Below are 25588 nucleotides of genomic sequence, written 5' to 3'. Positions count from 1 at the left end.
GGCGGCGCCGGATCCGGACCCTCTCATCAGGGGGCCGGGACAGGGCCTGGTCAGAGGCTCGTGCGCGGGCCCGGACACCCGATCTGCCGACGTGCGGGGTAGTCCGCTGCTGCGTGCCACGGCGTGGACGGCACTGTGCTCCGAGACACACGGGGTCCATCGGCCCCGCGGTGCGTCACCACCAGAACCTGCGGCCGGCGCCGGGAGTGCCGCATCCGCCGACGTCTTCGGTGAACCGATCCGACCAATGGAGGTCAGACGCTCATGACAGAGACCCTCTCCCACCGCACGGCCGACACGAGCGGTGACGGTGCGCGCTACATCGCGGCTGCCCGCGGACTCGCCCCACTGATCAACGCCGAGGCCGACGGGATGGAGGCCGACCGTGCCATCTCCAAGCCCGTCATCGACGCGCTCGCCGAGACCGGGATCTTCTGGATGCTCGTGCCGAGCGAGTGGGGTGGCGGCGGACTCGGCATCGTCGACTCGCTGAAGGTCATCGAGGAGTTGTCGCGCAGCGACGGCTCGACCGGCTGGGCCGTGATGGCGAACGCCTTCAGCATGGCGGTCGCCGCAGGTTACCTACCGGACAGCGGGGCCCGTGAGATCTTCGCGGGGCCGGACAAGGGCATCACCGCCGGGATGATCCTGCCGACCGGCAAGGGCGTGCGGGTCGAGGGCGGCTACCGGGTGAACGGCGTCTACGGCTTCGCCAGCGGATCCGGCCACGCCTCCTGGATCGGAGCGGGGTTCGTCGTCCAGGGTGACGACGGCACCCCCGAGGTCGGGGCCGACGGTCAGCCGGTCTGCCGGGTCGCGTTCGTGCCGCGCTCGGAGGTCGAGTTCCGCGGTGGCTGGAACGTGATGGGGATGGTCGCGACCGGCAGCGAGGACTACGCGGTCACCGACGTGTTCGTGCCCGAGCACCGGACGATGGACACCTTCTCCACCGTGCCGGTCCGCGACGAGAGCGTCTACAAGCTCGGGCTGCTGGGGATCGGCGTCGGCGGCCACGCCCCGGTCGCGCTGGGTATCGCCCAGCGTGCACTCGAGGAGATCGCCGCGATCACCGCGGTGAAGACCCGGCCGGGGTACCGGTCGGTGATCGGCGACTCGGAGATGTTCCGTCGCGAGTTCGTGACCCACGAGGCCTCGCTCCAGGCCGCCCGGTGCTACGTGTACGACGCGCACGCCACCGCCGAGGCCGCGGCCGCTGCCGGCGCACTGAACGACGAGCACCGCGCGCGACTGCGCCAGGTCACGACCTGGGTACAGGGCGTCGCCCAGGACGTCGTGACGTTCGCCTACGGCTGGGGCGGCAGCGCCTCCATCCGCAACCCCAGCGTCCTCGGACGCTGCATGCGCGACATCGCCGTGGGCGCCCGGCACCTGCTCGTCGAACCGATGACCCTGGTCGAGGCCGCCGGCCCGATCCTCACCGGTTACACCACGTCCTGAACCCCCGATCCGAAGGAGAACTGACATGTCCGAGAAGCCTGGAACGTCCGACGCCGACAACCTGGCCGCCGCCTTCGCGGCCGCCGACAAGGGGGACGCCGCACCACTGGTGGAGCTGTTCCACGACGACATGACGTGGGCCGGTTTCACCCTGAGCGGCACCCAGCAGATCTACTCCAAGAGCGAGTTCCTCGAGGCCTTCGGCGTGCTCGCCAAGGTCGACGAGTTCGCCAACGAGGTGACCCGCACCGAGACCACCCCCGAGGGCCTGGTCGTCGCCTGGATCCGGGTCTACCGCAAGTTCGGCGACAAGATCCTCGACGTGACGATGCTGACCACGCACCAGTTCGTCGACGGGAAGATCACCCGCAGCACCGACATCTGCCCGCCGGCCTTCGCCGAGTACTGGGCCTCCACCGGTCTGGTCTGATCACCCCGGCCCGGCCGGCCCACCGTCGACGACGGTGGGCCGGCCGGGCCGCCCGCACCACGTCGAGGAGCGCTCCGACGGATCGCGGGCCGTGACCGCGCACGAGTTGGCCCCCGACGCGGGCGTCACCGAGTACTGAGCCCGACCGGGCAGACCCCCTGGCGTCGTGCCACCTGCACGGCCGGTGCCACGACCGAAGGACGCTGAGGAAACACGATGAGTGCCTACGACGAACGGCCCTGGCTCGGCCGCTACACCTCGACCCGGCCGGACCGGCCCGGTGAGCTCCCCGGGGACGTCCTGACCATGTTCCGGGCGACGGTGGCGCGCTCGCCCGAGCAGGACGCGATCCGCTATTTCGGCCGACGGATCGGTTTCGCCGAGCTGGACCGGCTGAGCGACGCCTTCGCGGCCGGGCTGGTCGCCGAGGGCTTCGCCAAGGGCGAGCGGGTCGCGATCTTCGCGCAGAACATCCCCCAGTTCGTGATCGCGCAGCTCGGGACGTGGAAGGCCGGCGGGATCGCGGTCTCGATCAACCCGATGAACAAGCAGCGGGAGCTGGCCGATCTGCTCGCCGACTCCGGGGCCACGGTGCTGGTGTGCCTGCAGTCGCTGTGGCACGACGTCGCGGCCGCAGTGGTACCTGCCTCGGGGGTCCGCACCGTGCTCACCACCTCCGAGCTGGACCTGTGCGGTGACCCGGGCGCCCCGGTGTTCACCGGCGTCGCGCGGATCGAGTGCCCGGGAACGCTGGACCTGTCGACCTTCCTGGGCCGCTACCGCGACACCGCGCCCCCGGCGGTGACACCATCCCCGGACGACGTCGCGTTCCTGACCTACACCTCGGGCACCACCGGGCCGCCGAAGGGCGCGATGACCACGCACCGCAACGTGGTGTTCAACGCGCACACCTACCGGGACTGGATCGGGATCGACGCGCAGGACGTGGTCCTGGGCATCGCCCCGTTGTTCCACGTCACCGGTCTGGTCGGGCACATCGCGCTCACGCTGCTGACCGGTGCCCCGCTGGTGCTGATGTACCGCCTGGACCCGGTGGTCGCCCTCGACACCGCCGAGGCCGAGGGCGCCACCTTCACCGTCGGTTCGATCACGGTGTTCATCGCCATGATGAACGCGCCCAACGCGGACCGGTCGAAGCTGGCGACGCTGACGAAGGTGTACTCGGGTGGGGCGCCGATCCCGCCGAGCTCGGTGCAGGCGTTCCGGGACACCTTCGGGCACTACGTCCACAACATCTACGGACTGACCGAGACGACGTCCCCGTCGCACGCCGTGCCGTTCGGTGGCGACGCACCCGTCGACCCGGGCTCGGGAGCGCTGTCGGTCGGGGTCCCGGTGTACGACACGGTCGTACGGGTCGTCGACGAGGACGGTCGCGACGTCGCGGTGGGTGAGGTCGGCGAGCTCGTGATCTCGGGGCCCCAGGTGGTGGCCGGGTACTGGAACAAGCCGGAGGAGACGGCGAAGGCGCTGCCGGGCGGAGCCCTGCACACCGGCGATGTCGGCTACATGGACGCCGAGGGTTGGTTCTACGTCGTCGACCGCAAGAAGGACCAGATCAACGCCGGTGGCTACAAGATCTGGCCCCGGGAGGTGGAGGACGTCCTCTACGAGCACCCGGCGGTCCGCGAGGCCGCGGTGGTCGGGGTCCCCGACGCCTACCGCGGGGAGACGGTCAAGGCGTTCGTCGCGCTCCGGGCGGCCGCCGACGCCACCCCCGATGAGCTCATCGCGTTCAGCCGGGAGCGCCTGGCCGCCTACAAGTACCCGCGACAGGTCGAGATCATCGACGAGATCCCGAAGACCGCCAGCGGGAAGATCCTGCGCCGCAGGCTGCGCACCGGGGACTGACCGGACCCGCCCCCAACCCCATCGGGAAGGAACATCAGCAATGGGTCTTCGGACTCCTGTGCAGTACCGCGACGGCCTGCGCGACGGCCGCCGCGTCTTCTACCGCGGCGCGACCGTCGACGACGTCGTCACCCACCCGGAGCTCAGCCCGGCCGTGGACCACTCGGCGCTGTGCTACTCGATCGCGCAGGACCGCCCGGACCTCGCGGTGCGTACCGATGACGCGGTCGGTGACTACTCGGCCTTCTACCACCTTCCGGTCTCGCCGGCCGATCTCCGGGAGCGTGGGGCGCTGATCGAGGAGGTCTCCCGTCGAGGGGCCGGCACGATCGTGCTGAAGGAGGTCGGTTCGGACGCGTTGTTCGCGTTGCTGCGTGCCGGCGACGGGGAGGGGTTGGAGGCGGCGCGGGCCTTCTACCGGCGGGTCCTCGACGAGGATCTGGCCCTGGCCGTCGCCCAGACCGATGTGAAGGGGCACCGGGCGCTCGGCCCGTCACAGCAGGCCGACCCGGACCTGTATCTGCGGGTGGTCGACTCCGACGCCGAGTCGATCACTGTGCGGGGCGCCAAGACCCACACCTCGTTCTCGGCGAACGCCGACGAGCTGGTGGTCCTGCCGACGCGGGCGATGGGCCCCGCGGACCTGGACTACGCGGTGTCGTTCGCGGTCCCGATCGACACGCCGGGGCTGAGCCTCTACGTCTCGCCCTATGCGGCGGGGGAGCGCGACGCGTTCAGTTTCCCGCTGTCGTCGAAGCACAAGCTGCTCGAGTCGCTCACCGTCTTCGACGACGTCCGGGTGCCGCGGGACCGGGTGTTCCTCGAACGCCGTCCGGAGCTCGCCGGTCCGCTGGCGCTGGCGTTCGTCGACTACCACCGGTTCACCGCCGTCAACTACAAGCTTCCGCTGCTCGACATCATCGTGGGTGCTGCGCACCTGGTCGCGGAGGCGAACGGGATCGAGCGGGCGGGTCATGTCCGGGACAAGATCGCCAGGTTGATCGCGTGGGCCGAGACGGTGCGTGGGCTGGCGGAGCTGTCGGCGCTGCGGGCCCGTGAGGGGGCCCAGGGTGTCTGGTTGCCCGATCCGTTGGCGGTGAACATGGCCAAGTACACCTTCGCGCACGGTTTCCACGAGGCGACGGCCACCCTCGTCGATCTCGCCGGTGGGCTGCTGGCCACCGGCCCGGGGCACGAGGACTGGGAGAATCCGCAGATCCGGGCCGTGCTGGAGAAGTACTACGCGGCCGCGGTGCCGGCCGAGCAGCGGTTGCGCATCCTGAACTTCATCGGTGATCTGACCGCGCGGGACTACGGCGGTTACCAGTCGGTCCTGGCGACCCACGCCGAGGGTTCGCTGGAGGCGGAGAAGATGCAGATCGCCCGCTCCTACGACCCGGCGGCGGCGACCGGGTACGTGCGGCGGCTGGCCGGTCTGTGAACGGCCACGACAGGAGGAACGACATGGATCACCCCGACGCCCTCGCCGGGCAGACCGTCCTGATGTCGGGAGGGAGCCGGGGCATCGGGCTGGCCATCGCCACGGCGGCGGGAAGGCGAGGCGCGAACGTCGTCATCCTCGCCAAGACCGACCGGCCCGATCCACGGCTGCCCGGCACGGTGCACACCGCCGTCGAACAGGTCGAGCAGGCGGGTGGCCGGGCACTGGCCGTGGTGGGTGACGTCCGGGTCGAGGACGACGTCGAGCGCGCCGCACGGCAGGCCGTCGAGCGGTTCGGCGGGATCGACATCGTGGTGAACAACGCCTCGGCGCTGAACCTGAGCGGTACCGAGGAGCTCAGCGTCAAGCGCTACGACCTGATGCAGCAGATCAACTCCCGCGGCACGTTCCTGCTGTTCAAGGCCGCGCTGCCGCACCTGCGGAAATCCGGTCGGCCGCGGGTGCTGAGCCTGTCGCCGCCGATCACGACGGCGCCGCACTGGCTGGGCCGGTTCCCGGCGTATGCGTTGTCGAAGTTCGGGATGACGATCCTGACGCTGGGCTGGGCCGCCGAGTTCGCCGAGGCGGGCATCACCGCCAACTGTCTGTGGCCGGAGACCGCGATCAAGACCGCCGCCGTGCAGAACCTGCTGGGTGGCAGCGAGACCGTCCAGCGTTCCCGCAGCCCCGAGATCATGGCCGATGCGGCGATCGCGGTGTTGTCCCTGCCGCCCGAGCGAACCGGTCAGACGCTCCTCGACGTCGAGATCCTGCGTGAGACCGGGATCAGCGACTTCAGCCGCTACGGAGGCGGTGAGGACCCGGAACTCGACTTCTTCGTCGACGAACTGAGCAGATGACCCCGTGGTGTGTGGTCGTGGACCTGCGTTTCCGCCGCGGAGCCCACGACCGGTCGGTCGGCGTGGTGCGGACGAGGCTCACCGGCCGGGTGCTCCGGTGGCGGCCCGGAGGTCGTCCAGCAGGGTTCGGCAGGTCTCGGCGCCGGCAGCGCAGACGGCGTGGTGGACGCTCTCCAGCAGTGCGACGGTCGGGTCGGGCACCACCGACGCCGCGAGAGCGGAGAGGGCGGCGGCCTGGGCCAGCAGTGGAACGCGGTGCTCGTCGGGCGATGTGACGACGGTGCGGGGCGCATCCGGTGCGGCGCCGAGGGCGTGCAGCGCGGTGCTCTCGGCCCGCAACACTGCGGGCAGCTCCGCGCGGCCGAGATCGGGCAGGACAGCGCTGATCCAGTCGATCCGGTCGAGCCCGGTGTCGGCGACGGTGCGGCGCGCGAGCCACAGCGCAAGATCGCGCTGCTCCGGGGCGGGGAGTGCCACGAGGTGTTCGGCCAGTCCTCGGTCGAGCTGCACGAGGGTGCGGGCGAGCTCCACGGTCCCGAGCGGGCCGGCAGGTTGCTGCCCGGCCCACAGCAGGTTCTGCTCGAGGCGTCGCAGTCGGGCATGCTCCGGGTCGTCGGCGAGGTCGCGGACGTGTCGGTCGGGAGTGCGTGCCGGCGCAGGCAGACCGGCGGCGTAGGAATGCCAGTAGCCGGCGATCTCGCTGGTCGAACGGACGACCCGGTCGGGTTCGATCGGTGCGGGCCAGAGCTGCAGCAGGTATCGGTCGGGGGCGGGGTCGTCGCCGACGCGGCAGTCCATGGCGCGGGCCTCGTCCATCCCGGCCGCGGAGTAGCGGAGACGGTAGAAGTCCGGTGCGAGCGCGAGGTCGGCACGGTCGTCGGTGCTGGACAGCTCGACGGGACCTCGCGCGACGGTGAACGACACCTCGACCACATCGGGGAACCCGGGAACGGGCGGGGCGATGTCGTGATGCTCGACGGTGACCGGCACGCGTCCGGTGTGCAGTCCGGTGATCAGGAACAGTCGGCCCGGCTCCGCGGCTCCGCACAATCCGTTGCGCTGGCCCGCGAAGCAGTCGCGCATCGTCCCACCGTCGACCGCAGTGGTGCCCGTTCCGAGATAGAACTGCCCGTGACTGACATGGAGCTCACCGCTGAAGACGGTCCTCACCCGACCATCCTGCACCGACTGTCGGCGTGAACGTCACCGCGGTGACCACGGTGCGCGCGGTGCGCCCCGTTCACCGGCCGACGCACGCGGTGTCGGTCGACGAGGAACACCCCTCCGGCCGGGGCGGCGACCCGGGTCGGAGGCGCGCCGGCGGCCGCACCGTCACCGGTTCACAGCACCAGACGGGCGAGCGTCCACCCGGCAGCCGCAGCGACGATCCCGGACACCGCGCTGCCCGCCAGGTAGACGAGCGCGGTCCGGCCGGCCCGCCGCTCGGCGAGCGCGACCAACTCGTACCCGAACGTGCTGTAGGTGGTCAGCGCCCCGCAGAAACCGGTGCCGAGCAGCGCACCGATCTCCGGCGGGAGCATGCCCGCGGCACCGAGCAGCGCACCGAGCAGGAACGAACCGGCGGCGTTCACCGCGAACGTCGCCCACGGGAACACCGGGTCGAACCGCGACCGGACGGCCGCGTCGGCCAGATACCGCAGCGGCGCGCCCACCGCCGCACCGACGCCCACCAGCAGGAACGTCACCGGGTCCATCGGGCCCTCCTGATCCCGCGGGTCAGCGTTACGCCGGCCATGCAGGCGGCGCCCGCGGTGACCGGCACCGTCAGCGCGTAACCGAGGGCGAGGCCGTAACGGCCGTGTGCGGCGAGCTGCAGCGTCTCGACCGACCAGGTGGAGAACGTCGTGTACCCGCCGAGGACGCCGACCCCGAGCGCCGGGCGCAGCAGCGGGCTGGGCCGGTCCATACCGGCGAGCACTGTGTAGAGGACACCGATCAGCAGGCAACCGCTGATGTTGATCCCGAACGTCGTCCACGGCCAGGCGCCCGGTGCCGCCGGGAACGTGACGCCGAGCAGGTAACGGGTCTCCGCGCCGACGACGCCCCCGGCCGCCACCGCCGCCAGGACACGAACACCGGAACCGGTCGGTCGCACACGCCTCACCCCACGCACGGATCGTCGGGTAGGAGCCATCAGCGCGCGGCGCGGTTGTCGGCGAGCCCCATCGCCGTCCGGCCCACGATAGCGGGCCGGGGCGTTCGGGACCGGCTCAGCGGCCGCCCGCGCCGGACCGGCTGAGCGGCGCCGCGTGCCGGCGCAGTGCGAGCACCGTTCCGGCCCCGACGGCGACGACCAGTGCCCCGAACGCGGCCGCCGTCCACGCATCGGGGGCGAGCAGCGGCTGTCCGCGCAGCGCCTGCCAGGTGAGCAGCGCGAGGAGCGCCGCGTAACCCGCGGTCGCCGTCGCGACCAGATCGCGACGCACCCGGGGGTCGGCCAGCGCCGCGGACCTGGGGGCGGCGAGCTCCAGGCAGATCAGCAACAGCGGCAGCGCCTGCAACGCGTGCATCCCGACGAAGTGCGGGATCCGCAGGTCCCCGCCGACCGTGCTCCAGCCGACGACTGCGAGGCCTGGCCCGCCGTCGGGCAATCCGACCGTGTGCGCACCGACGACCCCCTGGAAGTCGGCGAGCTGGCCCGGTGTCGGACCGGTCATCAGGAACCCGAGCGCCATTCCGGCCAGCGCGATCACTGCCCCGGCCCGGATGGCCAGTGCCCGCGCCGGATCGAGACCCCGGAGCCCGAAGAGCGCGGCGGTCAGCCAGAGCGTGACGAGCCATGCCGCGACGATCGACACACCCATGACCGACCACAGTGCGGAGTTGACCGGTGTGGTCACGTTGAAGTGGCTGGTCGTCCCGCGGCCGGCCTGCACGACGAGCACGACCATCTCGACCGCCAGGGCCACCGCGGCGACGGTGCCCGCCGCGAACGCCCCACGGACCGGCCCGCGTCGTTCCCGCAGCTGCGCGTACAGCCAGGCCCAGGTCACGCAGAAGATCGTGATGGACACGGCGAACTTGGTGGGCTTCAACCAGATCGGGGCACCGAGCAGCTCGCGGGGGTCGACCAGGACCCCGAGGAGCCCGACCGGGACGAGCGTGGCGCAGGTCAGGCCGACGGCCATCAGCGGGCGGTGCCAGGCGAGCGCGGTGCGAATGGACATCGGGACCTCCGAAGCCGACAGTACGGATACTGTAGCTATCGGATAGTGCAGGTGTCTATTGATTCGGCGCGGGATACCGGGCCGCCGAGTGGCTCTCCTGGGCGAGCCGGCGCAACGCCGCGAGCAACGCGTCGCCCAGAACGGTCGCCACCAGGGCGGTCTCGGCGACCCGCTCCCGGCCGGTGAGCCGCCCGATCGCCTCCAGGTCGGCCTCGCCGATCCGGTCCGCGGCCTCCGCCCAACGCCGCAGGGTGTCCTCCGACGGTGCGTGGCCGAGCTCGTGCATCCGGGCCAGTACGCTGCGGGCGCCCGCAAGCGCAGGCGCCTTGTCCGAGACCGTCCACCCGCTGTGGTCGACGAGGGCGCGTACCTGGGCCTCGGCGCGCTCGGCGAAACCGCCGCCGCCGTCACCGGCCCCGGTGACCGCGTACATGGTACGCCCGAGCATCCGGTGCAGACCGATCTCCGGGTCGTCGACGGCGAGCAGCACGTCCCGGACGACGGCGATCGGCAACCCGCCGACCTCGACGAGGGCGCGGATCAACCGGAGTCGCCGCAGGTGCGACTCGTCGTAGCGGGCCTGGTTCGGTGAGGTCGTCTCCCCGCGGTGCAACAGGCCTTCGCGGAGGTAGTACTTGATCGTCGCGACCGGGACCTCGGACGACCGGGACAGCTCTGACACGCGCACCTGCGGGAGCTTAGCTATCCGATCCGCGGACGTGGTCGGCGAGCCCGAACGCCACCGCCTCGGGCGCGCTCAGCCAGCGTGACCGGGCGTCGTCGGGCAGCGCCGTGCCGCAGTACCGCTCGGTGAGCCGGTCGATCTCCTCCCGCCGGTGGGCCAGGTGGTCCGCGCGGACTCGGACGTCTCCCGGATGGGCCCCGCGGACCTGTCCGGCCGCGTCCCACGCCGAGGGCAGCAGCGCCGCGTGCGGCAGGACGTACCGCTTGCCGGGGGTGCCGGACGCGACCAGGAACGGAACCGGCCCGGCGATCGATCCGGCCGCGACGGTGACCACGTCGACGCCGAGGGTTCGGATCGTGTCGTGAACCGCCATCGCTGCCACCGGCGAGCCACCGGGGGAGAGCAGGTGCAGGATGACCTCGCGCCGCGGGTCCTCCGCGGCGAGCAGAAGCAGCCGGGCGCACGTCTCGGCGGCGATCTCGTCGTCGAGCTCGCGGAACAGCAGCACGATCCGGGCACCGAGGAGCCGCTCGGCGGGGTCGGACGGGGTGGGCAGGACGGGCATCGGGACCTCCGGGCTCCGGCCCGCCGCCGACCGGCGGACCTGCCCCCGACGCTAGGTCCGCCCCGCACGCCCCGGCCGCCTGTTACGCCGTCGGCGCAACGGTTCCGCCCTCCGCGATCCCGGGCGTCTTGGGCTGCCAGAGATCCGGTCGCTCCGCCAGCGCGAGCGGCAGGCCGAAGTAGGCGAACAGGTCGGTGTTGAGGAAGATGCTCAGCCCGGTGACGGCGTCGTCCTCGATCCGCAGTGCGGTGATGCCCCAGGCCTCGAACTCGCCGTTCGGCCCGGAGGGCTTCCACTGGGCGAACCCGACCGTGCCGTTGATCTCCACGGGGGCGACGCGCGATCCGCGGCATGCCTGGCCGGGCCCGCTCGCCATCCAGGCGATCACGTCGTCACGGCCGCGGAACCACAGCTCCAGCGGCGGCATGTTCTGCTCGACGTCGGAGTGCAACAGCGCGGTCAGCGCCTCCATGTCGAACGCCTCGAAGGCAGCCATGTAACGCATCAACAGCTCGGTCTGGGCCGGATCGACGACCGGTGTGGTGCCGGGAGCGGCCTCGGAGACACCCTGGTCGGTCAGCGTCGCGCGGGCCCGCTGCAGCGCGCTGTTCACCGATGCCACGGACGTGCCGAGCAGTTCGGCGACCTCCGCGGCGCGCCAGCAGAGCACCTCACGCAGGATCAGGACGACCCGCTGGCGGGCGGGCAGGTGCTGCAGCGCCGCGATGAAGGCGAGCCGGATGGTCTCCTTGGCGATCGCCTTGTCCGCCGGGTCGTCGGCCGGGGTGCAGACGCGTGCGTCCGGCATCGGCTCCAGCCAGTGGGAGTCGGGCAGCGGCTCGCGCAGTGACTCGGCGACCGGCGCCCCCGGGCCACCGAGATCCATCGGGACGGCGCGGCGCTTGCGGCCGTTCAACGCGTCGATGCAGACGTTCGTGGCGATGCGGTAGAGCCACGACCGTAGCGTCGACCGCCCGTCGAACTTCGCCAGGCCCTTCCACGCGCGGACCATGGTGTCCTGCACCGCGTCCTCCGCCTCGAACGCCGATCCGAGCATCCGGTAGCAGTACCCGGTCAGCTCGCGGCGGTAGTCCTCGATCTGCAGGTCCAGCGGTCTGTCGTCGGCTCCGGCATCTGCACTCCCGGTGCTTGCCGCGCCACTGCCGGCCCGGGCGGGTGCGGTCATCGTTTCCCCCTCGCGACGTCCCCGGTCGGGGTGGGCCGGGGCGGTCCCGGTCCGTGTCGAGGCGAGTGTGCCCCTGCCCACCGACAGTGTGGAGGCCCTTTACGGCGAACGGTGCTCCGCTGCGGTGTCCGAACGGTCGGCACACGAGCCGTGGGATGATCGCGGTGGCGGTGGTGCGGACGAGCGGGAGGCGCGACGATGTCGGCGTTGACCGGGAACAGCCGGGACGACACGGACGGGTCCGGCGGCGCATCCCCGCTGCGCAGGGCCGGTCGCCGGCCGGTGACCTCCCGGTCGGAGATCGAGCACATCGCGCTCGACCTGTTCAACGACCGCGGCTTCGAGCACACCACCGTCGACGACGTCGCGATCGCGGCCGGGATCGGTCGGCGCACGTTCTTCCGCTACTACGCCTCGAAGAACGACGTCGCCTGGGGCGCGTTCGACGAACAACTGGTCCGCATGCGTGCGGTCCTGGCGGCGCAGCCGGCCGATCTCCCGGTGCTCGAGGGCATCCGGCGGGCGGTGCTGGAGTTCAACCACGTCGAGCCGGCGGAGCAGCCCTGGCACCGCAGGCGGCTGCGGTTGATCCTCGGCACCCCGGCGCTGCAGGCACACTCCACGCTGCGTTACGCCGCGTGGCGCGAGGTGGTGGCCGAGCACGTCGCGGAACGCCGGGGCGAGCCGGCGTCGGCGCTGGTGCCGCAGAGCGTCGGGCACGCCTGCCTCGGCGTGTGCCTGGCGGCCTACGAACGCTGGCTCACCGACGAGGGAAGCGAGCTGGCCGATCTGCTCGACAGCGTCTTCCGCTCGCTCATGGGGGGCTGGTCGGCCGAGCTGAGCTGAGCCGGGCGCACGCCACGACGGCGCCTCCGAGCTCGCGGAGACGCCGTCGCGGAAGATCACTCGCTTCAGCGGGGGCTGCCGAACATCCGCTCCCACAGGCTCGGGGCCGCCGTGCGTCCCGGCTCGGCGACCGGTTCCGTGGCGGGCTCGGCGGCCGCCTCCTCCGGTGCCTCCGGCAGGGCCGGTGCGGCGGGCAGCCCCGGGGCGGCCGGGCCGGCGGGGACGGCCGGGGCCGCAGGCGCACCGGGCACAGCGGGGGCCGCAGGTGCACCGGGAACGGCAGGGAGCGCCGGGGCCGCGGGCACCGCAGGCGCCGCCGGGACGCCCGGAACACCCGGGAGGGCCGGGACCGCCGGTGCGGTCGGAACACCCGGGACGGCCGGCGCGGCCGGAACGGCGGGCACGGCGGGCGCCCCGGGGGCGGCCGGCTCGGCCGGCGGCTCCGGGACCGCCTGCGCCGGGGTCCCCCCGGCGGTCGCGTCCTCCGCGGGAGCGAGCGGAGCCGCCGGAACGGCCGGTGCAGCCGGTGCCGGGGGCACGGCCGGAGCAGCGGGGGCGGCCGGTGCACCCGGTACTGCGGACACCACCGGGGCGGTGGGAACCTGCGAGTCGGCCGGGACCGCGGGCACGGCCGGGATCGCCGGGGCAGCGGGGACCGCCGGGGCCGTGGGGACTGCCGGGACCGCGGGGACTGCGGGAGCGACAGCGTCCGGATCGGCCGGGGCCGGCGCCGGCGCGGTGGAACCGCCCCCGAACAGGGTGTTGAACAGCCGGTCCAGCGGGCCGTCACCGGCGGACTGTTCCGGCACGGCGGCCGTGAGGGCGACCGGCTCGGCGGAGGCACGCGTGGGCTCGGCCGCGCCGGCCGCGCCGGCGCCGTACACACCCAGGGTGCCGATCATGAGGGTCAGGGCGACGGAAGCGGTGACTCGGGATCGCACGTTCTCTCCAGTTCGCGGACTGTTGCTGTGCTGACGGACGGCGCAGAGCTTGTAGTCACCGGCCGTCATGCACCAGTGACCCGTTCGTGGCCACACCCGCCTCGGAGGCCCCGCCGGTCACACAGTGAGCGGATCGACCCGCCGGGCACCCGGATCGGGCGACCCCGGACGGGGTCGCGGAGTCGTCGCACGGGGGATCGGCCCCCTCCCGTCACCCGGTTCGAGGGGGCGGGCGCCCGGATGCTCACCCATCGGCGTGGAATGACGTTCACGCTCACCCGTTCGGGACGTCGGTGACCGGGAGTGCCCACGAATCGGCGGTTCTGTCACGCAGCGTGTCGTGCCCCTGCGACGGGTGTGACGCCGGAGGCATGCGGGGAGGATGTGGGTCCGAGGTGGTGCGCCGACCGGCCCTGCATCGGTCGCGGCTCGCGTCGCCCACGCCGTGATAGCCTGCGCACGGTTGCAGTCGTTCTTCCCCGATCGCCGTGAAGCGTCCGTGTGAAGTTGTGACGGTGGGCTTCGCCGGTGATGCGGATGTGTCTCCGACGCGGTCCACGCGACCTCCGGCTCTCGAAGTGAGGGACCGGAACCGCTCCATCTGAGAAGGACACAGCTATGCCGCAGGGCACCGTCAAGTGGTTCAACGCCGAGAAGGGCTTCGGCTTCATCGCCACCGACGACGAGGGACCGGACGTGTTCGTCCACTACTCCGCGATCGAGGCCAACGGCTTCCGGAGCCTGGAGGAGAACCAGCGGGTCGACTTCCAGGCCAGCCAGGGCAAGAAGGGCCCGCAGGCCGACTCGGTCCGCGTGATCTGATCTTCCGTGCGGGGCATGTCCCCGCTCGTGTGTGACACCGGCGCCGGCACTCCTCGGAGTGTCGGCGCCGTCGTATGTCCGCCGGTCGGCGTGTCGCTGGTGAGCGGTACGTCGACCGATGTGGCGGCGAACGCCGCAGAGGTTGCCACCGTCCGTCCGATTCCTCCGGCCGGTCACCCGCCGTTCACCGTCGCCGGATCCGCCGTGCGGTCGCCGGAACCCGCTCGTCTCGCCCTCGCGCGTGCTCGCCGCGGACCACTCGCGAACACGTCACTCCTGCCCGCATCCTGGTGTTGCACTTCACAGAAGCGGCACCACGGTGGTGTCGTTGCAAACGAAAGGAAGTGGATCCCGATGTCCTGGTGGGACAGCTACCGAGCCGTCTACGGCGCGGAGCTGCGGGCTGCCGCACGCGAGTACGTCGACCACGGCTGGCCCCTCGTGCCGGGGCCGGGAGCCGAGGTGCTGCTCGCCACCGGCGAGTCGCTCGATGTGATCGAGGTGCCCGCCGAGACCGGCCGCAGGGTGTGCCGCACGCTGCGGGAGGCCGGCGAGGTCGTGCCCGTGGCCGCGACCCCGCAGGGCACCTGGTGGTTCCCGATGACCCCGCGGCACGCGCTGCCCGCCGAGCTCAGCCTGCACACCGACGTCGTCCTGCACACCGACGGCATCGGTGTCGTCGCCCCGCCGACCGAGCGACCCGACGGCTGGGTCCAGTGGCGTGTCGCCCCGGCCCGTGTCGGGTACCGGGTGCCCGATGCGGCCGTCGTCGTCGAGGCGGTCGTCGATGCGGTCCGTGCCTCCGGTGCGGCCGGTGTCGAGCGGGGGACCCCGGCTCTGCGAGGCTGACCACACCCCGGCGCGGCCCGGCCTGATCACCTGCCGGCCCGCGCACCCGGTGCACCGTCCGCCCGGACTCGTCCCGTTGTCACCCGACATCGATCGGGTCGCCGGGGCCGGCCGGACGGTGCGCACCGGTAGCGGCGCCCGAGGGGGCACTTCTCCCTCGCGCGCGGCACTCGCCGGGCGAGCGCCGCCGAGCAGCCGCTCCACCGGCCTCGGCCGGGTCCGGAGGGAGCAGCCCCCGGACCCGGCCGGTTCGGCCTCCGGGTGTGCCCGGAGGCCGACCCCGGCCCACCCCGACTCCGCTTGTCGGTGCAGCGGGGCACTATGGAGCTGTGCAGACCTCGAGCGCGCCGGAGCGCCCCGCCCCGGCTCCGACCTCGCAGCGGAACCGGAACGTCGGCTCGGTGCCCTCGGCGCCACTCGGCGGTTTCGGGCCCGGTGACGAGCAGAAGCGGCGCGACCTGCGCCGGATGAAGGCCGTCGCGACCGGGTTCCTGGTCGGCGCCACGATCGTCTTCTTCATCGCCAAGTACCTGGAGTCCGTCCAGGGGTTGCCGTGGGCGGCCTACGTTCGGGCGAGCGCCGAGGCAGGCATGGTCGGCGCGCTGGCGGACTGGTTCGCGGTCACCGCGCTGTTCCGGCACCCCCTGCGGATCCCGATCCCGCACACCGCGATCATCCCGCGCAAGAAGGACATGATCGGGGACAGCCTCGGCGACTTCGTCGGCGAGAACTTCCTCTCCGAGGCGGTCGTGCGCGACAAGCTGGAGCGGGTCGGCGTCAGCGAGCAGGTGGGCCTCTGGATCGCCCAGCAGCGCAACGCCGACCGCGTCACCACCGAGTTGGTGACGGCCGCCCGCGCGGTGGTCACCGTGCTGCGCGACGAGGACGTGCAGCACGTCGTCGAGACCGTCGCGGTCCGCAAGTTGATGGAGATCCCGGTCGGCCCGCCGCTCGGCAAGGCACTCGAAGGGGTCCTCGCCGACGGTGCGCACCGCCGGTTGGTCGATCTCGTCTGCGACCGGGCCTACGACTGGGTCGCCGACAACCAGGAGATGGTGCTGCGCGTCGTCCACGAGCGGGCACCGTCGTGGACCCCCCGCTTCGTCGACGACATGGTCGCCGACAAGCTCTTCGCCGAGATCCGCGGTTACGCCTGGGCGGTCAAGACCGATCCGGAGCACCCGCTGCGGCACGCCGTGGACCGCTACCTCGCCGAGTTCGCACGTGACCTGCAGAGCGACCAGGCCACGATGGACCGGGCCGAGCAGGTCAAGCGCCAGGTGGTGGAGCACCCCGAGGTGCAGCACTTCATCGGGCGGGCCTGGACGGTCGTGAAGGGCATGGTGCTCGACGCAGCCGACGACCCGTCCAACGAGCTGCGGCTGCGCGTGCGCGACGGTCTGATGGCGTTCGGCCGGCGGCTGGGCCGCGACGCGGAGCTGCGCAGCAAGCTCGACGGCTGGATGGCCGACGCCGCCTCCTACGTGGTCCGGCACTACCGGTCCCAGATCACCACGCTGATCACCGAGACGGTCGCGAAGTGGGACGCGCAGGAGACCTCCCGCAAGATCGAGCTCCAGGTGGGCCGCGACCTGCAGTGGATCCGGATCAACGGCACCGTCGTCGGTGCGCTGGCCGGGCTGGTGATCCACACGGTCGGCGAGCTCGTCTTCTGAACCGTCCGCCGGGGGCGTCCCGGCGTCATCCCGTTGCCATCGGGTGGTCACGAACGTGGCACACGCCACGCGACCAGCGCTAGCACTCTGCTTGCAAGAGCTAGCGCCGGCGCGTAGCGTCGATGACGGCAACGAGGAGCAGATCGGAGGTGGGGCTGATGTCCACGAGACCGGATCCCGTGCCGGGATCGGCCGGTGACCCCAGGCCCTCCGTGGAGCCGTCGGAGCGTGTGGGCCAGGCCGTCGAACACGTCGGTCAGGTCGTCGGGCACGCGGTGGAGGACATCGGGTCCTACATCCGCGCCCAGCGCGAAGCCGCACAGGTGTCGATGCGTCAGCTGGCTCGCATGGCCGGGGTGAGCAATCCCTACCTGAGCCAGGTCGAGCGCGGGCTGCGCAAGCCGTCCGCCGAGATCCTGCAGCAGCTCGCCAAGGGCCTGCGGATCTCGGCCGAGGCGCTCTACGTCCGTGCCGGGATCCTCGAGGAGAGGCCCGCCGGCAAGGTCACCGACGCGGTGCTCACCGATCCGGCCCTCACCGAGCGGCAGAAGCGCGTGCTGCTCGATGTCTACGAGTCGTTCCGCAGGGAGAACGGTCTCACCGGCAGCGTCGCCGACAGCACCACCGACGGCGTCGCAGGCGCTGCCGACACACCGACAGAGACGAGGAAGTGATCACCATGGCCGTGAACCTCCCGACCAGTGCCGACGTGAAGAAGCTGCGCGAGCAGACCGCCGAGCAGGCCGAGGTCGTCCGCACCCCGTTGCTCGCCGTGCTCGGTGCCGGCGACTACGCCTACAGCACCGTGACGAAGGCGGTCGCCGACGTCCGTTCCACCGCGACCAAGCGGGCCGAGGAGGTCCAGGAGCGCGTCCAGGAGCTGCCCGAGGACCTCAAGGAGCTGCGCGGCAAGCTCAGCTCCGAGAACCTGCGCAAGCAGATCGAGGAGTTCCGCGCGCAGGCCGAGGACGTCTACGTCGGGTTCGCCCAGCGCGGTGAGAAGGCCTGGGGCAGGATCCGCAAGCAGCCGCAGGTCAAGCAGGTCTTCGCCGCGGTCGAGGACCTCACTGAGAAGTTCGACGCCCAGGTCGACGAGTTCGTGGACGACACCCACGACGCCGCCGAGAAGGCGCTGGAGACCGTGACCACGCAGACCCGCTCGGTCGGCGAGAAGGTCGCGCGCCGCACCCAGGCCGTGGCCGGGCAGGCCGCCGAGGCGGTCACCGAGGCCTCCAAGGACGCCGCCGAGGCGATCGAGGAGGCCGGTGACGAGGTCGCCAGCACCACCCGGTCCACCGCCCGCAAGGCTGCGTCGAAGACCGACCCGAAGACGAACACCGGTGCCCGCACCGCGGCGGCCCGCAAGCCGGCCACCCGTCGCAGCACCACCGACACCACCAAGAAGTGACACCCACCGGGCGGCGCGCCCGGTGAGCAGCTCCGAGCGCCCCCGCCGGCCTCCCGCCGGCGGGGGCGCTCGGCCGTGCGGTCCGGCGTACGTGCACGACGCACCGCCGACGGCGGAGTCCGCGTGACCGGTGACCGGGCTGCCCGTACTCTGGCCGCGTGGAACTGCTGTACGTCCTCGACCAGTGGATCGTCTTCGCGCTGAAGATCGCCGCGCTCCCGGTGGGTGGCTACGCATTCCTGCACGCCCTGCGCCAGCGCGCCGACGCCTTCACCGCTGCCGGAAAACTCACCAAGAACGCCTGGCTCGGCATCACCGGTGTCGGACTGCTGCTGCTGATCGTCACCGGCGGCCCGATGTACGGCGGTGCGATGTTCTGGCTGGCGGCGATGGTGGCAGTGCTGGTCTACATCGTCGACGTCAAGCCCGCGGTGGTCGAGGTGCAGGGCGGCGGCCCACGCTGGTGATCCGGTCCTGTTCGCCGAGAGCGGACGGGGGATGGGGTGTAACGGTGTAAGCGTTGTCCGGGGCATGAGCGATGTGCTGACCCTGCCCGTCCTGCCCCTCGACGACGCGGTCGTGCTGCCCGGCATGGTCGTGCCGGTCCGCCTCGACGTCTCCGACACCCGTGCCGCGGTGGACGCGGCGAGCGCGGGGGAGCGGGAGAACGACGACGGGAGACGCGTGCTCGTCGTTCCCCGGATCGACGGTCGCTACGGCTCGGTCGGCGTCGTCGCCGTGATCGAGCAGATCGGCAGGCTCCCCAACGGTGACCAGGCCGCGGTCGTGCGCGGCGAGCGCCGGGCCCGGATCGGCAGCGGGGTCGGCGGCCCCGGCGCCGCGCTGTGGGTGGAGGCCGAGCCGCTGGCCGACGCCGAACCGACCGGCCGTACCCACGAGCTGGCCAAGGAGTACAAGGCCCTGGTCGTCGGGATCCTGCAGCAGCGGGGTGCCTGGCAGGTCATCGACTCGGTGCAGCAGACCTCCGATCCGGGGCTGCTCGCCGACCTGGCCGGCTGGGCGTCCTGGCTCGACGTCGCGCACAAGGCCGAACTGCTCGCCGAGACCGACGTGACCGCGCGGCTGGAGAAGCTCCTGGAGTGGACGAAGGAGCACGTCGCCGAGCAGGAGGTCTCCGAGAAGATCTCGAACGACGTCCGCGAGGGCATGGAGCGGCAGCAGCGCGAGTTCCTGCTGCGCCAGCAGCTCGCCGCGATCCGCAAGGAGCTCGGTGAGGACGACCCGGACGGCACCGACGACTACCGGGCCAAGGTCGAGGCCGCCGACCTGCCGGAGAACGTCCGCAAGGCCGCGCTGGCCGAGGTCGGCAAGCTGGAACGGGCATCCGACCAGAGCCCCGAGGCCGGTTGGATCCGGACCTGGCTCGACACCGTCCTGGACATCCCGTGGACGACCACCACAACCGACTCCGACGACCTCACCGAGGCGCGCCGGATCCTGGACGCCGACCACGCGGGGCTCGACGACGTCAAGGAACGGCTCATCGAGTTCCTCGCCGTCCGCGCACGGCGCACCCGCAGGGGCCGCGACACCGTCGGCGGACGTGGCTCCGGCGCGGTGCTGGCGCTGGTCGGCCCGCCCGGCGTGGGCAAGACCTCGCTGGGTGAGTCGGTCGCCCGAGCGCTCGGTCGCAACTTCGTGCGGGTCGCGCTCGGTGGCGTCCGCGACGAGGCCGAGATCCGTGGCCACCGCCGCACCTACGTCGGCGCGCTGCCCGGCCGGATCGTGCGTGCGATCCGGGAATCCGGTTCGATGAACCCGGTGGTGCTGCTCGACGAGATCGACAAGACCGGGTCCTCCTACGGTGTCGTCAGCGGCGACCCGACCGCGGCCCTGCTGGAGGTGCTGGACCCGGCGCAGAACCACACGTTCCGGGACCACTACCTGGAGGTCGACCTCGACCTGTCGAACGTGCTGTTCCTGGCCACCGCGAACGACGGCGGCGCCATCCCCGGCCCGCTGGCCGACCGGATGGAGATCGTGAACCTCGACGGTTACACCGAGCCGGAGAAGGTCGCGATCGCCCGCGACCATCTGCTGCCACGGCAGGTGGAGAAGGCCGGGTTGGAGCCCGGCGACGTCGAGTTCAGCGACGTCGCGCTGTCGATGATCGCCGCCGAGTACACCCGCGAGGCCGGGGTCCGCCAGCTCGAACGGGGTCTGGCGAAGGTGCTGCGCAAGGTCGCCGTCGAACTGGACGGGGGCGCCACCGCCCCGGTGGCGGTCGACGCGAACTCCCTGGTCGGTTACCTCGGGCGCCCGAAGTTCACGCCGGAGACGGCGGAGCGCACCTCGGTCCCCGGTGTGGCGACCGGACTCGCCGTCACCGGGACAGGTGGGGACGTGCTGTTCATCGAGGCCACCGCGATGGACGGTGATCCGGGACTGCAGATCACCGGGCAGCTCGGTGAGGTGATGACCGAGTCCGTCTCGATCGCGCTGTCGTACCTGCGGTCGAAGGGGCTCGCCGGGGATCTGGCGCAGCGCAAGCTGCACGTGCACGTCCCGGCCGGCGCCGTTCCGAAGGACGGGCCGAGTGCGGGCGTGACGATGACGACGGCCCTCGCCTCGCTCGCCTCCGGGCGTCCGGTGCGGTCCAGCGTGGGGATGACCGGTGAGGTGACCCTGCAGGGCAAGGTCCTGCCGATCGGCGGGGTGAAGCAGAAGCTGCTCGCCGCGCACCGGGCCGGGCTGACCGACGTGATCATCCCGAAGCGCAACGAACCCGACCTGGACGAGGTGCCGGAGTCGGTGCGCGGTGAGCTGCGGGTGCACCCGGTCGCCGACGTAGCGGAGGTCCTGGAGATCGCGCTGGAGCCGGTGGCCGCGGAGCAGCACGCCGCCTGATCCGGAGCTCACACGGTCCGAGCGCCCGTCCCGCATCCGCGGGGCGGGCGCTGCGCGTGCCCGGGGTGCCCGGCCCCGTACCGCGCCATGTCGCGCCGGCTCCGGCACTGCCCCGCCGCGCCCGGCTCCGGCACTGCCCCGCTGCGCCCCGCCGCGCCCGGCCCCCCGCGCCCGGCCGCACCCGGCCCCGGCACTGCCCCGCTGCGCCCGGCTCCGGTGCACCTCGCCCGACCCGGCGCGTACTTGCCCCCGTGCATCCCGCCCGACCCGGCGCGTGCCTGCCCCCGTGCACCCCGCCCGTGCCCGGCCCCGCGGCCCGTCGAGTTGCAGCACAGCGGGAATTGTTGATCTTTCCGGCCCGCTGAGCTGCAACTCGACGCGTGGTGGGGCGGCGGTGCGCCCGGCGGGGAGGTTCGCGATCGGGACCGGTCTGCCGGAGTTCGGCTGCGGCGGGACCGCACGGTGCGCCACCGTTCGTCGATGACGGATCCCGACCTCCCCGAGGTGTTCCGAGGGACGGTGGCGACGGCATCGGGCCTGGTCACCCCCGACCTGTTGCGCGGACCGCAGTTCACCCGGCTGCTGCCCGACACCTACGTCCGGGCCGAAGTGTGCCCGCCCGATCTGCGGCTCCGGTCGCTCGCCGCGTACGCCTGGGCCGGCCCCGGTGCGATCCTCTGTGGGTACTCGGCAGCCGAGCTGCTCGGCGCCTCGTGCGCACCGCGCAACGCACCCGCCGAGGTTGCCGTGACCGCTGTCCGGGCCGGGCCGCGGACCCGCGCGGGCGTCGTCCGGGTCCGGCGCGACCTGCTGCACCCGGACGACATCACCGAGATCGGCGGCGTCCGGACGACCAACCGGCTACGGACGGCGTTCGATCTCGCCCGGCGACTCCCGGCCGTCGAGGGCGTCGTCGCCGTGGACGCGCTGGCCCGCGGTGCGTTCGACCAGGGTCGGCTGCGGGAGCTCGCCACTTACCGTCCGGGCCTGCGCGGTGTGCGGAAGGTCACCGAGGCCGTGCGCTGGGCCGACGCCCGCTCCGGCTCGCCACCCGAGACCCGGCTCCGGTTGATCCTGGTGCGGGCCGGGTTGTCCCGGCCGGTGGTGCAGCATCCGGTCGTGGACGAGCACAACCAGATCCTCTGGCTGGACCTCGCCTATCCGGGGGCGCTGCTGGGTATCGAGTACGACGGCGGTGGCCACTTCGCCACACCCGACGCGGCCCGGGCCGACGCACGGCGTCACACCCGGCTCGTCGCCCAGGGATGGCGGGTGCTGCGCTACACCGCCGACGACATGCGCCGCGCCCCGGGCCGGATCGTCGCGGAGGTGTGTCAGGGGCTCCGAGCAGCACACCGAGATGCAGCTCAGCGGGCAAGAAAGATCAACAATTCCCGCTGAGCTGCATCTCGGTGTCCGGAAGGCGCAGGCCCGCGGTGGGGCGCGGCTCGGTGGGGCTCGGCGGGGCGCGGGGCACGGGCGGGGCCGCGGCACGGTGGAGCGCGGCGGGGCACGGCGGGGCGTGGCACGCGGCGGGGCACGGCGGGCCGCTGCACGCGCGGCGCACCGGGTGGGGCGCGGGCCGGGCCAGGCCAGGCCAGGCCGGGCCGGCTCAGCGGAAGACGACCGTCCGGTTGCCCTGGATCAGCACGCGGTCCTCCAGGTGCCAGCGCAAGCCGCGGGCCAGCACCAGCCGTTCGATGTCACGGCCGCGGCGCACCATGTCGGCGGCGGTGTCACCGTGGTCGACCCGGGTGACGTCCTGCTCGATGATCGGGCCGGCGTCCAGGTCGGCGGTCGCGTAGTGGCAGGTCGCGCCGATCAGCTTCACCCCGCGCCGGTGCGCCTGGTGGTAGGGCCGGGCCCCGGCGAACGAGGGCAGGAAGCTGTGGTGAATGTTGATCGCCCGCCCGGCCCACGCTTCGCACAGGTGTGCGGGCAGGATCTGCATGAAGCGGGCCAGCACGATCGCGTCCGGGTCGTCCGCGTCGACCAGCTTGCGGATCTCCTCGAACGCGGTGACCTTGCCCTGCTCGCGGAACCGATCACCGGCGGCGGGGAACGGCACGTGGTGGAACGGCACCCCGTGCGCGGTCACGATCGGCTCCAGCGATGCGTGGTTACCGATCACGCGGGTGATCTCCACCGGCAGCTCGCCGGTCCACACGCGCCCGAGCAGGTCGTGCAGGCAGTGCTGGTCGCGCGTCACCAGGAGCACGGCGCGCTTGCGCGTCCCGGTGTCGGAGATCCGGTGCTCCCCGCCGAGCTCGGCGGCGACCGGGGCGAACAGCGAGCGGAGCTCGTCGACGTCGCAGGGGACGGACGCGGCGTCGACGACCTGGCGGGTGGCGAACACCCCGGCCTCGACGTCGGCGTGGTAGGCCGCCTCGGTGATGGACGCGCCCAGGTCGGCGAGGAACGACGCGATCCGCGCGACGATCCCGGTGCGGTCCGGGCAGGACAGCGTGATGACGTAGCGGCGCTCGCTCATCAGGAGATCTGCCTCAGGGTGAACTCGGTCTCGGCGGCGAGCAGCTTCTCGATCTGCCCGGCCACTGCCTCCTCGATCCGCGAGCCGAGCAGCGGCACCCGAACGGTCACCTCGGCCCGGATGACCACCTCGGAACCCCCTTCGACGTCGACGATCCGCATCACCGACCGGGCCGTCGCCGGCGTCCCGACGACCTCGACCGACCCGGTGCCGTCGTAGCGCCCGGTCGCACCGGACCGCCAGTGCTCGGTGCGGTCGATCTTCAGGTCGCCGCCGGGGATGAACGACGTGACCACCGAGGGCAGGTCCGTGGCGGCGATGCCGTGCCGCAGCGTGTACCGGACGCCGCCCGGCTCGGTCTCGTAGGCGGTGATCGCCGCTCCGGGGCCTCCGAGATGCTTCAGTTGCTGCTCCAGCAGCTCACGGTCCACCATCGCGGCGTAGACCTTCTCCGCCGGGTGCACGGAGGTGGCGCGGTAGTCGAGCGAGCGCGGCATGCGCGCAGGTTACCGTTGACCGGTGAGCTCCCCCGCCTCGACGACCACCGATCCCCGGCTGAGCGCGCACACGACGCTGCGGCTGGGCGGGCCGGCCGCCCGGATCGTGCGCGCCGAGGGTGCGGCGGAGGTGGTGGACGCGGTCGGGTCCGCGGACGCCGCGGGGGAGCGGGTGCTGCTGGTCGGTGGCGGCTCCAACCTGGTGGTGGCCGACGACGGCTTCGACGGCACCGCGGTGCTGCTCGCCGGGCGCGGGCTCTCCTACGACCGTCGCGACGGCTCGGTGGTGCTGACCGTCGAGGCCGGTGAGGACTGGGACGACGTGGTAGCGGCCACCGTCGCCGACGGGTTCGGTGGGCTCGAATGCCTGTCCGGCATCCCGGGCCGGGCCGGTGCCACCCCGGTGCAGAACGTCGGTGCCTACGGTGTCGAGGTCGCCGACCTGCTCCTCGACGTCGATCTGTACGACCGCCGTGCCCGCGCCGTCCGCGAGCACGTGCCTGCCTCCGCGCTCGGGCTCGGCTACCGGACCAGCGTGCTGAAGGGCAACGACGACGCGATCGTGCTGCGGGCCCGGTTCGCGCTGCGCGCCGACGGCCGTTCCGCCCCGATCCGCTACGCCGAGCTGGCCCGCACCCTCGGTGTCGAGCCGGAGACGCGGGTCGACCCGGGTGCGGCCCGCGACGCGGTGCTGGCGCTGCGCCGTGGCAAGGGAATGGTGCTCGACGCCGCGGATCACGACACCTGGTCGGCCGGGTCGTTCTTCACCAACCCGGTCCTGGAGGTCGCCGAGGCACCCGCGGTCGACGGGCTCGCCGCCTGGCCGGCCGGGGAAGGGCGGGTCAAGCTGTCCGCCGCCGGGCTGATCCAGCAGGCCGGGTTCACCCGCGGTCACGCCGGCCCGGGCGGCCGGGTGTCGCTGTCCACCCGGCACGTGCTGGCTCTCACCCACCGCGGTGGTGGGACGACGGCGGACCTGCTCGCCCTGGCCCGTGAGGTCCGCGACGGGGTGGCCGCCCGGTTCGGGGTCGAGCTGCGCCCGGAGCCCGTGCTGGTCGGCTGCGCGCTCTGAACCGCCCCGAGCGGGCCCCGAACGGTTCCGATCCGGACCTGAACGGCCCTGAGCGGCACTGAACGGCCCTGAGCGGCCCCTGAGCGGCACTGAACGGCACTGAACGGCACTGAACGGTCCCGGTCCGGACCTGAACGGCCCTGGAACGGCCCCGATCCGGACCCGAACGGTTCCGGTCCGGACCCGTGAGAAACCGGGCGGGAACGGGTACGGGCGGGTATGAACGCTCCGCAGAATCCCGACGTCCCGGCCGAGCACGCCGAGACCCGCGCCACCCCGCTCCCGGAGGAGGAGGGCACCGGCGCGCCGGACCGGGACGGTGCCGAGGAGATCCTGCGCGAGTCCGAGGAGCGGATCGCGGGCGCCGCCACCGGTGACGAGCCGGCCGACGATGCGGAGCAGCGCCGCCGGTCCGAGGAGACGCTGTAGAGCG

At 72.5% G+C, this 25588-nt stretch carries 26 protein-coding genes and 1 riboswitch; of the genes, 16 read left to right on the top strand and 10 right to left on the bottom strand.

Features of this window, described 5'->3' with window-relative positions:
* Positions 1–264 precede the first annotated feature (264 nt).
* From AB0J24_RS22425 to AB0J24_RS22405, 5 genes are all read left to right on the top strand, one after another.
* The gene (locus AB0J24_RS22425) at positions 265–1458 is read left to right on the top strand and encodes an acyl-CoA dehydrogenase family protein (RefSeq protein WP_358684366.1); all 1194 of its coding nucleotides are present in this window, start codon (positions 265–267) and stop codon (positions 1456–1458) included.
* Between the two features lie 25 nt (positions 1459–1483).
* Positions 1484–1888 (top strand): nuclear transport factor 2 family protein, encoded by a 405-nt coding sequence (locus tag AB0J24_RS22420; RefSeq protein WP_358684364.1) that lies wholly within the window; start codon positions 1484–1486, stop codon positions 1886–1888.
* Between the two features lie 216 nt (positions 1889–2104).
* Positions 2105–3760 carry an AMP-binding protein gene (locus AB0J24_RS22415; protein ID WP_358684362.1) on the top strand — a complete coding sequence of 552 codons (1656 nt, stop codon included), beginning with the start codon at positions 2105–2107 and terminating at the stop codon, positions 3758–3760.
* Positions 3761–3800: 40 nt separating this feature from the next.
* Positions 3801–5201: a 4-hydroxyphenylacetate 3-hydroxylase N-terminal domain-containing protein gene (locus AB0J24_RS22410; protein ID WP_358684360.1), complete on the top strand. Its 1401-nt coding sequence runs from the start codon at positions 3801–3803 to the stop codon at positions 5199–5201.
* A gap of 23 nt (positions 5202–5224) precedes the next feature.
* Entirely contained in the window at positions 5225–6061 is an 837-nt protein-coding gene (locus AB0J24_RS22405) for an NAD(P)-dependent oxidoreductase (protein ID WP_358684358.1), read from the top strand.
* A 78-nt stretch (positions 6062–6139) separates the two neighbouring features.
* Here the strand turns inward: AB0J24_RS22405 and AB0J24_RS22400 are convergent, their stop codons facing one another.
* From AB0J24_RS22400 to AB0J24_RS22370, 7 genes are all read right to left on the bottom strand, one after another.
* Positions 6140–7231: a hypothetical protein gene (locus AB0J24_RS22400; protein ID WP_358684356.1), complete on the bottom strand. Its 1092-nt coding sequence runs from the start codon at positions 7229–7231 to the stop codon at positions 6140–6142.
* 170 nt (positions 7232–7401) lie between these two features.
* Complete coding sequence (crcB, locus tag AB0J24_RS22395; protein WP_358684354.1) at positions 7402–7776, bottom strand: fluoride efflux transporter CrcB; 375 nt, start codon at positions 7774–7776, stop codon at positions 7402–7404.
* Positions 7764–8177, bottom strand: coding sequence for a CrcB family protein (locus AB0J24_RS22390; protein WP_358684352.1), 414 nt, complete (start codon positions 8175–8177; stop codon positions 7764–7766). Before AB0J24_RS22390 ends, crcB begins: the two co-directional genes overlap by 13 nt.
* A 22-nt stretch (positions 8178–8199) precedes the next feature.
* A riboswitch (Fluoride riboswitch) is annotated at positions 8200–8261 on the bottom strand.
* A 31-nt stretch (positions 8262–8292) separates the two neighbouring features.
* Positions 8293–9249, bottom strand: coding sequence for a hypothetical protein (locus AB0J24_RS22385; protein ID WP_358684350.1), 957 nt, complete (start codon positions 9247–9249; stop codon positions 8293–8295).
* Between the two features lie 55 nt (positions 9250–9304).
* Positions 9305–9937: a MerR family transcriptional regulator gene (locus tag AB0J24_RS22380; RefSeq protein WP_358684348.1), complete on the bottom strand. Its 633-nt coding sequence runs from the start codon at positions 9935–9937 to the stop codon at positions 9305–9307.
* 10 nt (positions 9938–9947) lie between these two features.
* Positions 9948–10499 (bottom strand): ATP-dependent Clp protease proteolytic subunit, encoded by a 552-nt coding sequence (locus AB0J24_RS22375; RefSeq protein ID WP_358684346.1) that lies wholly within the window; start codon positions 10497–10499, stop codon positions 9948–9950.
* Positions 10500–10581: 82 nt separating this feature from the next.
* Complete coding sequence (locus AB0J24_RS22370; RefSeq protein WP_358684344.1) at positions 10582–11685, bottom strand: sigma-70 family RNA polymerase sigma factor; 1104 nt, start codon at positions 11683–11685, stop codon at positions 10582–10584.
* Between the two features lie 207 nt (positions 11686–11892).
* Between AB0J24_RS22370 and mftR the strand changes: the two genes are divergently transcribed.
* The gene (mftR, locus tag AB0J24_RS22365; protein ID WP_358684342.1) at positions 11893–12531 is read left to right on the top strand and encodes a mycofactocin system transcriptional regulator; all 639 of its coding nucleotides are present in this window, start codon (positions 11893–11895) and stop codon (positions 12529–12531) included.
* A 65-nt stretch (positions 12532–12596) separates the two neighbouring features.
* Here mftR and AB0J24_RS22360 read toward each other — a convergent pair whose 3' ends face one another.
* Positions 12597–13472, bottom strand: a complete 876-nt coding sequence (locus AB0J24_RS22360) for a hypothetical protein (RefSeq protein WP_358684340.1) — start codon at positions 13470–13472, stop codon at positions 12597–12599.
* A 618-nt stretch (positions 13473–14090) separates the two neighbouring features.
* On the opposite strand from AB0J24_RS22360, the gene AB0J24_RS22355 reads away from it, so the two are divergent.
* From AB0J24_RS22355 to AB0J24_RS22320, 8 genes are all read left to right on the top strand, one after another.
* A complete protein-coding gene (locus AB0J24_RS22355) occupies positions 14091–14294 on the top strand; it encodes a cold-shock protein (RefSeq protein ID WP_068796724.1) in 204 nt (67 codons plus the stop codon).
* Positions 14295–14648: 354 nt separating this feature from the next.
* Positions 14649–15143, top strand: coding sequence for a bifunctional DNA primase/polymerase (locus AB0J24_RS22350; protein WP_358684338.1), 495 nt, complete (start codon positions 14649–14651; stop codon positions 15141–15143).
* Between the two features lie 329 nt (positions 15144–15472).
* Positions 15473–16819: a DUF445 domain-containing protein gene (locus tag AB0J24_RS22345; protein WP_358684336.1), complete on the top strand. Its 1347-nt coding sequence runs from the start codon at positions 15473–15475 to the stop codon at positions 16817–16819.
* 158 nt (positions 16820–16977) lie between these two features.
* Positions 16978–17493, top strand: coding sequence for a helix-turn-helix transcriptional regulator (locus AB0J24_RS22340; protein WP_358684334.1), 516 nt, complete (start codon positions 16978–16980; stop codon positions 17491–17493).
* A 5-nt stretch (positions 17494–17498) separates the two neighbouring features.
* The gene (locus tag AB0J24_RS22335) at positions 17499–18227 is read left to right on the top strand and encodes a hypothetical protein (protein ID WP_358684332.1); all 729 of its coding nucleotides are present in this window, start codon (positions 17499–17501) and stop codon (positions 18225–18227) included.
* Positions 18228–18385: 158 nt separating this feature from the next.
* Entirely contained in the window at positions 18386–18694 is a 309-nt protein-coding gene (locus tag AB0J24_RS22330) for a DUF2516 family protein (protein WP_358684330.1), read from the top strand.
* 64 nt (positions 18695–18758) lie between these two features.
* Positions 18759–21095, top strand: coding sequence for an endopeptidase La (gene lon, locus AB0J24_RS22325; protein ID WP_358684328.1), 2337 nt, complete (start codon positions 18759–18761; stop codon positions 21093–21095).
* Positions 21096–21575: 480 nt separating this feature from the next.
* Positions 21576–22496 (top strand): DUF559 domain-containing protein, encoded by a 921-nt coding sequence (locus AB0J24_RS22320; RefSeq protein WP_358684326.1) that lies wholly within the window; start codon positions 21576–21578, stop codon positions 22494–22496.
* A 211-nt stretch (positions 22497–22707) separates the two neighbouring features.
* Here the strand turns inward: AB0J24_RS22320 and purU are convergent, their stop codons facing one another.
* A complete protein-coding gene (gene purU, locus AB0J24_RS22315; RefSeq protein WP_358684324.1) occupies positions 22708–23586 on the bottom strand; it encodes a formyltetrahydrofolate deformylase in 879 nt (292 codons plus the stop codon).
* Positions 23586–24083, bottom strand: a complete 498-nt coding sequence (locus tag AB0J24_RS22310) for a DUF2505 domain-containing protein (RefSeq protein WP_358684322.1) — start codon at positions 24081–24083, stop codon at positions 23586–23588. The genes purU and AB0J24_RS22310 overlap by 1 nt, the downstream gene beginning before the upstream one ends.
* Before the next feature lie 22 nt (positions 24084–24105).
* Between AB0J24_RS22310 and AB0J24_RS22305 the strand changes: the two genes are divergently transcribed.
* Together AB0J24_RS22305 and AB0J24_RS22300 are read left to right on the top strand one after the other, a co-directional pair.
* Positions 24106–25155, top strand: a complete 1050-nt coding sequence (locus tag AB0J24_RS22305) for a UDP-N-acetylmuramate dehydrogenase (RefSeq protein ID WP_358684320.1) — start codon at positions 24106–24108, stop codon at positions 25153–25155.
* 219 nt (positions 25156–25374) lie between these two features.
* Positions 25375–25584: a hypothetical protein gene (locus AB0J24_RS22300; protein ID WP_358684318.1), complete on the top strand. Its 210-nt coding sequence runs from the start codon at positions 25375–25377 to the stop codon at positions 25582–25584.
* Positions 25585–25588: the final 4 nt, after the last annotated feature.

This window comes from Pseudonocardia sp. NPDC049635 (assembly GCF_040659795.1).
Classification (GTDB): domain Bacteria; phylum Actinomycetota; class Actinomycetes; order Mycobacteriales; family Pseudonocardiaceae; genus Pseudonocardia.
The sequence above is the reverse complement of the archived record's forward strand: the minus strand, read 5'-3'. Positions and strand labels throughout refer to the sequence as shown.